This is a genomic window from Allocoleopsis sp., assembly GCF_036703385.1.
In the GTDB taxonomy this organism is placed as follows: domain Bacteria; phylum Cyanobacteriota; class Cyanobacteriia; order Cyanobacteriales; family Coleofasciculaceae; genus Allocoleopsis.
Genome location: NZ_DATNPA010000720.1, coordinates 1 through 8,938, shown reverse-complemented (window position 1 = coordinate 8,938; position 8,938 = coordinate 1). Strand labels below are relative to the sequence as shown.

Below are 8,938 nucleotides of genomic sequence, written 5' to 3'. Positions count from 1 at the left end.
AGAAGCTGGCTTTGATACAGACCTTACTAGCACAAAGGGAGAGGGTATCTGGCTAGAGTACGGATTTACAGCCCTAGTTTGGGCTACTGCTTTGGCAACAGCAGGAGTGCTGTTTTGGATGAGTTGGGTGATTTATAAAGATGCTGCGCCAGCCGTTCGGGAATTCGGTCTGAATTTTTTGTGCAGCCAAACCTGGAATGTAGGGCAAGAAAAGTTTGGCGCTCTACCTTTTATCTATGGAACATTGGTAAGTTCCGCCTTGGCGCTGTTGCTAGCCGTTCCTACAGGACTAGCTGTCGCCATTGTCACCAGCGAAGATTTTTTACCTGGATGGGTGCGATCGCCTTTAGCATTTCTCGTCGAACTCATCGCTGCCATTCCCAGCGTCATCATTGGTCTATGGGGAATTTTTGTGTTGATTCCCTTCCTACTCCCCTTCCAGCAGTGGCTATTCGACCACTTCAAATGGATACCCCTGTTTAATACCGAACCCTTTGGGCCTGGGATGTTCGTAGCAGGAATTGTCCTAGCGATTATGATCTTACCGACTGTCGCTGCCATTAGTCGGGAAGTATTGCTGGTTACGCCTCAAGAGTTGCGGAGTGCCTCCATGTCTTTGGGCGCAACTCGTTGGGAAACAATTTGGAATGTCGTGTTGCCAACAGGCGGATCGGGAATTTTAGGAGCGGTCATTCTTGCTTTAGGGCGTGCCTTGGGAGAGACGATGGCGGTAACGATGGTGATTGGTAATTCCCTTCAAATCAGTCCCTCACTTTTGGCGGCTGGTTACACCATTCCAGCTGTTTTAGCCAATCAATTTGCAGAAGCCTTAGATAAATTTCATATTGGAGCTTTGATGTATTTAGCGCTAATTCTATTTGTGATCACCCTAATCGTTAACATGATTGCCGTGTTAATGGTTCAGTTAATTAGCGGGAAACGAATTGAAAATATGCTCAGTTCTCTATCGCTAGTGAAGGGCGAATAACCAATGAATGCGGAGCAAAACATTTTAGACGAATCCCTAGAGCAAGAAATTCATCAACCCCTTTCATTCGCTCGAACCGCATTCAGTCTCGGCATGATGCTACTTGCTTTCACACTGACGGCTGCGGCTGTACTACCTCTGTTTGCCATCTTATTTGAGCTTCTGCGTCAAGGGTTTCCTCAACTCCTGAAGTTGCAGGAAGTACATCTTTTGGGCTTACCAATTCCCCTACCAGAAGTACTCATTTCTCTACCAGCACCAGAGGGTATAGAGAACAGATCTAATGGCTTTGCCAATGCCATTGTAGGGACGCTGATGATGGTAGGAATTGCTTTTTTCTTGAGCGTTCCTTTTGGCGTAATGACAGGTATCTTTTTATCGGAGTTTAGCAAAGGTTCTGCTGTTGCTAACTATATCCGCTTTATCATCGTTATCCTGAGCAGCGTTCCCTCAATTGTTGTCGGTGTTTTTGCTTATGGCGTCATCGTCCTCACCATGAAAGGCGCTTCAGCGATCGCAGGCGGATTCGCTCTGAGCGTCATCATGCTCCCCATTGTGGCTTTAAGTACAGAAGAAGCCTTAAAGTTGGTTCCTACCTCCCACCGCCTTGCCTCCGCTGCCTTAGGAGGTGGACGCTTTCAAACCACCGTCCGCATTGTGCTAACATCAGCGCTCCCTGGCATTACGACTGGTGTCCTGCTTGCCGTTGCTCGTGCAGCTGGAGAAACAGCCCCTCTCATTTTCACAGCTCGTTCAACTCAATTCTGGCCTAAACTTTCGCTGCAAGGATTGTTGGAACCAACCCCTTCCCTATCGGTATTAATTTACAACTACGCCAGCTCACCCTACAAAGAGCAAAACAAACTCGCTTGGACGGCTTCTATTGTTCTGATTGGACTTGTTTTGCTCAGCAGCATTTTGTCTCGCCAAGTTACTCGTAAACGCCTCAAGATCCGGTAAATCATGCAATCTAGTAGCAAAGATTCAGGGGTTAATTTTCCCAATCCGACTTCCGAGCATTCAGGAATGCCAACTGCAACATCAAATGATGCGTTGATTCCAGCCTTGCGTGTCAAGAACCTCAGCTTCTATTACGGTAGTCAAAAAGCCATAGAACGGATATCAATGGATATCTACCGTAATCAGATTACAGCGATTATTGGCCCATCGGGTTGCGGTAAATCTACGTTTATCAAAGCCCTAAACCGCATCGGGGAACTGGAGGGCAAGGTAAGGATTGAAGGTAGGGTGACATTTTTCGGTCAGGATATTTATGGTCGTCGCGTCAATCCTAATCGACTACGCCGTCATATCGGCATGGTGTTCCAAAAACCCAATCCCTTTGCCAGAAGTATTTACGATAATGTTGCCTACGGTGTCCGGTTAATGGGGTGGCGTTCCAAGGCACAATTAGATGAAAGTGTGGAATCAGCATTGCGTAGCGCTGCGTTATGGAATGAGGTGAAAGATAAGCTGCATCAATCCGCTTATGGACTTTCCGGCGGACAACAGCAGCGACTTTGTATTGCTCGTGCTCTAGCCGTGAAGCCCAAGGTTTTATTGATGGATGAACCATGTTCTGCCCTAGACCCCATCGCCACGATGAGGATAGAAGAACTGCTCCAGACTCTTCGTCAGGAACTGACAATCGTCATTGTTACCCACAATATGCAGCAAGCTTCTCGCATCTCTGACTATACGGCTTTTTTCAGTACAGATGAGAGTCGTATCGGTCAGCTTGTTGAATTCGGACTCACTCCCAAGATTTTTACAGAGGCGATTCAAGATCGCACCCGCGACTACGTCGCGGGTCGCTTTGGTTAGAAAGTTAAATCCTTGACAAACTGCAAAAAATGTGTGATTAGTCTACAGCGGTGAGGATACTTACTCCCCACTGCTAAATCTGTATCATGGGAAAAGATGTAAAGAAATGTAAAGAATGATGCAGGACAAAGTCGTGGTTGTAGTCGGTGCCACTGGTGGCATTGGTTCCGCCTTAACGCGCAAGTTAGCACAGGAAGGGGCAAGTCTGGTACTAGCAGCAAGAAATAGTTCTCGTTTAGCCGCACTGGCATCTGAGCTAGCTCACGCTCAGGGAGATCGGGTTTTAAGTGTCCCTACCGATATCACTAACTCGTCTCAAGTCGAGACACTGATGTCAAAAGCGATCGCACAATTCGGTCAAATTGACGTTTTGGTGAATGCGGCAGGTGCTGCGGTGATGAAGCAGTACAACAAAATTGAACCACAGGATTTGGACGCCATGCTCAATCTAAACCTGAAAGGCAGCTTCTACACCTCTCAGGCGGCAGCGGAGGTGATGAAGGAGAAAAAAACGGGTCACATCTGCAACATCGTCGGAATTCTGGGTAAGCACTCGATGGTAATGGCATCCGCTTATTGTGCGTCCAAATTCGGTGTTGTAGGTTTCAGCAAGTGCATGGCAGAGGAACTGAAGCGCTACGGCATCAAGTTCACCTTATTCTACTTTGGCGGTGTAGATTCTCCTTTCTGGGACAGCGCCAATTTGAAGGTAGACCGCTCAAAAATGCTGACACCGGAAACAGCGGCTAACGCCATCCTGTTCGCCCTGAAGGCTGATCCCCAAGCCGTACCGATGGAAATTAATATTCAGCCCGAAACTCACTTGTTTTTCTAATTGTGGTACGCTAACGAAGTTCCTTCTTCCTGGGAAATGGCCTAAAAAGCTGCAAAAAGCTGCCATACCATGCTTATCGACGCCATTGGGGAAACCTGAAATACATTGAATGTTCAAAAGTTTCCCCTGGGAATCGCGATTCACAACTGCAAACTATCTGCGTTTTTCTGTGTCCATTAACCTCTCAGTGCAGCCATAGAGTTACTGCTACATCGGTCACGACTTAAAGCCGGATACTACGTTGCAGCAAAAATCTGCCCATTGTCGTGAAGTGAGAGATAATCTTCACTGGGAGGCTTAGTTTCTAACGTAGGAAGCTACTAATCAGCCAGAGAACGAAAAAGGTCACCAGTGTAGCAACTTGATCAGATGTGATACCGATAGAGGTGATTTGTGTAGCTAGGGAACCCCCCAACACACTCCCTAAGCCGACGCCGATCAACAGACCTGCCAGCGTGAGTAATACAGCACGACCAAATTGTCCTTCTTTACGATTCAGGAGATAAATACTACATCCCACGCCCAACGCCAAAACTAACGAGAGCATTGACGACATATCCGGAACACGATAAAAAATTGTCACACCGCCAAGCAGCAGGAATGAGACAGCAGGCCAGAGTAAGTCCCCCGGTGCTGGAGTATCCACCAGTCTTTGCAGCCACGGCGGAGAGTTATTCACGGGAGATTGAGAAAAACTTGGCGGAGCTTGAGACAATTTCTCTGCAAAGCGGATGCGCTCCGGAACCTTGATTTTGCCCTCTTGACGCATTCTCAAGCGATCCATAATAATCGCATCGTAGGCAGCCTCGACAGCCTCTAAAAGCTTTGGTTCGCCACGATGCTGCTGCATCAGGCGTACTTTGGCATCCTGAATTTCATCAAACGAAGCATCTTCCGTAACCCCAAGCTTTTCGTAGGGATTTTGATCGCTCATTCAAACCTCCGAGACATCCCTTCTTTTCACTGGTATGACAGCAACTTTACACTAGTAGTTAGTAGGTTAGGCATCGCTTACGCTCAATGCTTCTGTTACTACCGACAGCGTAACAGGGTAATTATGATTGAGTGTTAGGCTAACTCCCCTGGAAGCTAGTTTAGCCTGTTCTTTGAAGACAAGCGCTTGCTCGAACCACCACGTTCAAAATTTGAGAAACACTTCCCCAAGTGCTAAAAGTAGTTAGGCACTTGAGAAATTTCTTTATTCTCTGAGCTATGAGGGATCTCAAAGCTATTGGCATCCCCTAATTCTACGACGGATAATTGACTAGAATGCTCATTACACCAATGGTGTAAAACATCCTGCGTGTTGATCCCAACAATCCAGTTCTCCGTGAAAAGCTATGAACATGGCCTCTGCCAAGATTCTTGTCGTGGATGACGACCCGGCCATCCGAAATTTAATTCTTCGCTTTTTAAGCAAGAAGAACTATCAAATGCAATCTGCTCAAGACGGGAAGACGGCTCTAGCCCTGTTTGAGCAATTTAACCCAGACCTGGTAATTCTGGACGTGAATTTGCCTGACGCCATTGGTTACAACCTATGTCAGGAAATGCAGAGCCGTACCGATGTCTTTGTCCTCATGCTCACCAGTCGGGGAGATGCTGCCGACAAAGACCAAGGGTTTAAACGAGGTGCTGATGACTACCTCACCAAACCTTTTGATTTGCAAGAGCTGGAAAACCGCGTCGGAGCGATTTTGAAACGCAAGCGGGAAGTTACTCCGACTGAACAACAGCGCCTTGTCTTCGACAAGTTGGTGATCGATCCAGGGCGTCGTGAGGTAACCATTAACGAACAACCCGTGCCTTTAACCGCTCTAGAATTTGACCTCTTGCATTTTCTCGCCTGTCATCCCGGTCGAGTACTGCGTCGCTCCGAGCTAATTCAGGAAGTCTGGGAGTACGATTATGTAGGGGATCAGCGGGTGGTTGACGTTCATATCGGTCAAATTCGCAAAAAGATTGAACTTGATGCGACGCAGCCGTCATTGATTCAAACCGTTCGGGGAGTAGGTTACAAGTTTGAGGCTCCTAACAGCCACAAAAATGGCAAGTCAGAATCCTAACATGGACTACTCGAACTCTATGAGTTTGGCGTCAAGTTCAAGGTGAGTTTCAATAACCAACGACACGGTGTTTGACCATTTTTCGATTCCAGTGTCTTGCAAAAGCGGGTTGAACAGGGTGCCCCGACTATTGCATTTACCAGTGCAGTTGGTTAGCTAATAAAGCTTTGGGAAAAGCAAAATTTGCTGGTGCCACAGACTTACGAAACCCTTACGCCCAACTGGCACAAAGCTTAAAGCCCGCGTCTGCGGGCTAAAAGAAAGCCAGTCGTTGGATGTCTTAGCTTTGTTGAGATGAAGTAGTTGTTTGATGATTAGACTCCGCTGTGGAAGCTTCCTTAGCCGCGACTTCTCCAGACTCAGGAAGTATTGGTGTCCTCGCGGCTTGCTCTATTTGTTCAGCCTCACGCTTAAATTCAGATTCAAACTCCCTAGATGCGTCTTGAAAGCCTCGAATTGCCTTACCTAGACTCCGACCAATTTCCGGTAACTTCTTGGGTCCAAATACCAAGAGGGCAATGACTAAAATCAGAGCCATTTCCGGCAGACCAATACCAAAAACGTTCATGTGGTGACCTCCTTATCAGTTTTTAACTCCAAGTTCCCCTCTAACTAAAAAAACCCGGACTAGCCGGGGAGCGAAGGATTAATGAGAATTTTAGAGTAGCCGACTACTGAGCTAAACTTCTCCAATCGACTTTAATACCCTCAAGCAAGAGTGAGGAGTTGTAAAGCTGCAAAATAATCAGTAAAAACACGAAAAATAACAGCATGAAGACTGCCATCAATGGCGTCGTTCCCCATCCTGGAGCCACTTTACCATACTCCGAGTTCAGGGGCTTGAGAACATCTCCTAACCGCGTCCGTTGTGCCATGTGTCACCTATGATCGATCTCAATAGATTTTTTGTAATGTTCCGTAATATTATAAAGGTATAACTCTCATAATTTATCTAATCTATGGAGCCCGCAATAGTTCTTAGCATTTCAATCGGCGTGTTTGTTCTCGCTATCACCGCCTTCTCAATCTACACCGCTTTTGGCCCGCCTTCGGCCCAATTGAGCGATCCGTTTGAAGATCACGAAGACTGATACCTTCCTAAGCTGTTGTAGGGAAGCAGCGTCATGGTTGAAAACATTCAGAGTTCAGGGAAGGATTCAATCGGCTTGAGCGATCGCTCAAGCCCTTTTAGGTTTTAGAATAATCACAGGAATCGGGACATCATTTGGCCTTACACCTTAAAGTGCGACTCAGGATGCGCACTTTAGGCCGTATGTCACCCGATAGGGTGATTTGAGGTCACCCTCACGATAAGCGTGGCGATTTTCCAAGGAGAAATGTTAACGCTTTGCCCATTCAGTAGCACCTCATCGGCGGGAATCGATCGCTCTAATAAATCAACAGGATGTGCGATCGCTAAATCTAAATCACTCGTGAGCGATAACTCCGCTGATTCGCCTTTACATTCATAACACCGCATAATCCATTGATTGGGGGTATCCTCTGATTGCTTAAAAGCCATCAAGACAAGATTGGGAGCTTGCAAATCTAACAATCGACCCATCGGTTGTAAATGTCGATGGCTATAGGTTCCGAAAGGACAGTTATTGAGTACGATCAGCGGCATATTAAGCTCATAACCTCGTTGCACCGTACCCGCTGACTGCCAACTGCCACTGTGAGGGTAGAGTGCATAAGTGAATTGATGGATACCTTGGTCAGCTTCAGAATCAGGCCAACAGGGACTTCGCAGTAACGTCAGGCGTAATTGAGAGGGCTGAGCATCGTAACCATATTTACAATCATTAACTAAACTCACGCCGTATTCTGTATCCCCAATGTCGGCCCAATGCAAAGCCGGAACTTCCCATTTAGCTTGCTCTGAGGGAGTTTGGGGGCGAGTGGGGCGATCAATGGCACCGCAGGGAATTTCATAAGTGGCATAGCTAGCGTCCAAGTTCAGGGGGAAAGCGGCTTTGACTAAGACATGCCGTTCCTGCCAGTCTACAGTTGTCGCAATTTTAAGCAGGGGTGATTCAGTATCAAGGATATAATCCTGGCAAAACTGGGATTGTCCGAGCTGGCGCATAACCCGCAAACGCGATCGCAATTCTCCTCGTTCGATCCACTCAATGGATTTCAGCTCAGTTGACGGTAAGGGGTGCTGAGCATAGTTGGGGTCAATGTTCCAGGCGTCCCAATATTGACCGCTATCTTGGAAAGCTTGCAACTGATTTCCCGCGTCACTGAGGACTTCTCGCTGGTGGATTTTGTCGAAGACGCTGCTTAAGTCACCCGTGTCGGGGTCAACTACAACCCTCAGCCATTCATTCTCTAAAACAAAATCATCGGAGGAATTGGGGATAGGGAACGGGGAATTGGGAATGGGAACTGGGCAAAGCCAAAACACACGATACCCAACTGAAGGAATATCTCTTGCCAGAAACAATAGTGTCGATTCTTCCGTTAGCTGGCAGGGAAGCTTTTGTCCTGAAAAATCGTAAATTTCCCAGGATGCTTCCGTTGACTTAGCAGAGGATTGGGGATGGGAATTTTGACTGTTGACTTGTTGCTGTCCCCAGTCTCCAGTTTCTTCCAGAGAAACGGCAATTAGTTCTGAACGCTTCCAGTTGAGAGGGTTGAAGACGATAATCGGGTGCGCGTTGGGTTGTGGGGGCGGGGGTAGGGCAATTTGGGATGCGATCGCTCTTAACGACTGTTCCACTATTTTTAACCCGACTTGCTCCACTTCTTGCCAAGCGGTATTCGCCTCCACAAACACTTCTGGAATCGATGTTCCCGGTAGAATATCGTGGAATTGGTTAAATAACACCTTTTTCCAAGCCTCTTCTAACTCAGTCTGGGGATAGTCAGCGCCAGTACTGAGGGTTGCCAGAGAGGCGAAAAGTTCGGCTTGGTACAACAACCCCTCACAACGACGATTCCAGAACTTTTGGTCGGCGTGGGTGGTGTAGCAACCCCGATGGAATTCTAGATAGAGTTCATCATCCCAAACAGGAATGGAGGCTAGGGACGGGGACATACTCTCGTAGACGGCTGAAGCAGGCGGGTTTTGTTGAGAGGTGATCGATTCTCCTACAGGTTTGTCTGCGAAACCCGCCCCTACCGTTCTGCTGCTTTGCTCTCTCTCTAGCTGAGCCTTGATATGCTGCAAATAGGCATGAGCGGTCGTAAATTCCAGACGAGGGAAGAAGGGAGATGCAA

Annotated in this window: 10 protein-coding genes; 6 read left to right on the top strand and 4 right to left on the bottom strand. The window is 47.4% G+C overall.

Annotated features, from left to right (window positions below; all coding sequences use genetic code 11):
- From pstC to V6C93_RS33935, 4 genes are all read left to right on the top strand, one after another.
- Window positions 1-988 (top strand): phosphate ABC transporter permease subunit PstC (pstC, locus tag V6C93_RS33950; RefSeq protein WP_333481103.1); only part of this gene is annotated, 988 nt, incomplete at its 5' end.
- Between the two features lie 3 nt (window positions 989-991).
- Window positions 992-1,948 (top strand): phosphate ABC transporter permease PstA, encoded by a 957-nt coding sequence (gene pstA, locus V6C93_RS33945; RefSeq protein WP_333481102.1) that lies wholly within the window; start codon window positions 992-994, stop codon window positions 1,946-1,948.
- Window positions 1,949-2,014: 66 nt separating this feature from the next.
- Window positions 2,015-2,812: a phosphate ABC transporter ATP-binding protein PstB gene (gene pstB, locus V6C93_RS33940; protein WP_349262927.1), complete on the top strand. Its 798-nt coding sequence runs from the start codon at window positions 2,015-2,017 to the stop codon at window positions 2,810-2,812.
- Between the two features lie 118 nt (window positions 2,813-2,930).
- A complete protein-coding gene (locus V6C93_RS33935; protein WP_349262926.1) occupies window positions 2,931-3,647 on the top strand; it encodes an SDR family oxidoreductase in 717 nt (238 codons plus the stop codon).
- 304 nt (window positions 3,648-3,951) lie between these two features.
- Here V6C93_RS33935 and V6C93_RS33930 read toward each other — a convergent pair whose 3' ends face one another.
- A complete protein-coding gene (locus tag V6C93_RS33930) occupies window positions 3,952-4,581 on the bottom strand; it encodes a CPP1-like family protein (protein ID WP_333481099.1) in 630 nt (209 codons plus the stop codon).
- A 412-nt stretch (window positions 4,582-4,993) separates the two neighbouring features.
- Here V6C93_RS33930 and V6C93_RS33925 point away from each other — a divergent pair, with 412 nt between their 5' ends.
- Window positions 4,994-5,713, top strand: coding sequence for a response regulator transcription factor (locus V6C93_RS33925; RefSeq protein WP_349262925.1), 720 nt, complete (start codon window positions 4,994-4,996; stop codon window positions 5,711-5,713).
- Between the two features lie 280 nt (window positions 5,714-5,993).
- Here V6C93_RS33925 and V6C93_RS33920 read toward each other — a convergent pair whose 3' ends face one another.
- Window positions 5,994-6,281 (bottom strand): TatA/E family twin arginine-targeting protein translocase, encoded by a 288-nt coding sequence (locus tag V6C93_RS33920; protein WP_333481097.1) that lies wholly within the window; start codon window positions 6,279-6,281, stop codon window positions 5,994-5,996.
- A gap of 103 nt (window positions 6,282-6,384) precedes the next feature.
- Window positions 6,385-6,588: a photosystem II reaction center phosphoprotein PsbH gene (gene psbH / locus V6C93_RS33915; protein ID WP_333481096.1), complete on the bottom strand. Its 204-nt coding sequence runs from the start codon at window positions 6,586-6,588 to the stop codon at window positions 6,385-6,387.
- An 84-nt stretch (window positions 6,589-6,672) separates the two neighbouring features.
- Here psbH and psbN point away from each other — a divergent pair, with 84 nt between their 5' ends.
- Window positions 6,673-6,804 (top strand): photosystem II reaction center protein PsbN, encoded by a 132-nt coding sequence (psbN, locus tag V6C93_RS33910; protein ID WP_333481095.1) that lies wholly within the window; start codon window positions 6,673-6,675, stop codon window positions 6,802-6,804.
- Window positions 6,805-6,989: 185 nt separating this feature from the next.
- Here psbN and V6C93_RS33905 read toward each other — a convergent pair.
- Window positions 6,990-8,938, bottom strand: a 1,949-nt coding sequence (locus V6C93_RS33905) for an alpha-mannosidase (protein WP_333481094.1), incomplete at its 5' end; no start/stop codon positions are given.

What these genes read in the sequence shown, in the direction of transcription:
- V6C93_RS33930 (WP_333481099.1), bottom strand. Translation starts at nt 4,581, where the DNA reads ATGAGCGATCAAAATCCCTACGAAAAGCTTGGGGTTACGGAAGATGCT.
- V6C93_RS33935 (WP_349262926.1), top strand. Translation starts at nt 2,931, where the DNA reads ATGCAGGACAAAGTCGTGGTTGTAGTCGGTGCCACTGGTGGCATTGGT.
- psbN (WP_333481095.1), top strand. Translation starts at nt 6,673, where the DNA reads ATGGAGCCCGCAATAGTTCTTAGCATTTCAATCGGCGTGTTTGTTCTC.
- psbH (WP_333481096.1), bottom strand. Translation starts at nt 6,588, where the DNA reads ATGGCACAACGGACGCGGTTAGGAGATGTTCTCAAGCCCCTGAACTCG.
- pstB (WP_349262927.1), top strand. Translation starts at nt 2,015, where the DNA reads ATGCCAACTGCAACATCAAATGATGCGTTGATTCCAGCCTTGCGTGTC.
- V6C93_RS33920 (WP_333481097.1), bottom strand. Translation starts at nt 6,281, where the DNA reads ATGAACGTTTTTGGTATTGGTCTGCCGGAAATGGCTCTGATTTTAGTC.
- V6C93_RS33925 (WP_349262925.1), top strand. Translation starts at nt 4,994, where the DNA reads ATGGCCTCTGCCAAGATTCTTGTCGTGGATGACGACCCGGCCATCCGA.
- pstA (WP_333481102.1), top strand. Translation starts at nt 992, where the DNA reads ATGAATGCGGAGCAAAACATTTTAGACGAATCCCTAGAGCAAGAAATT.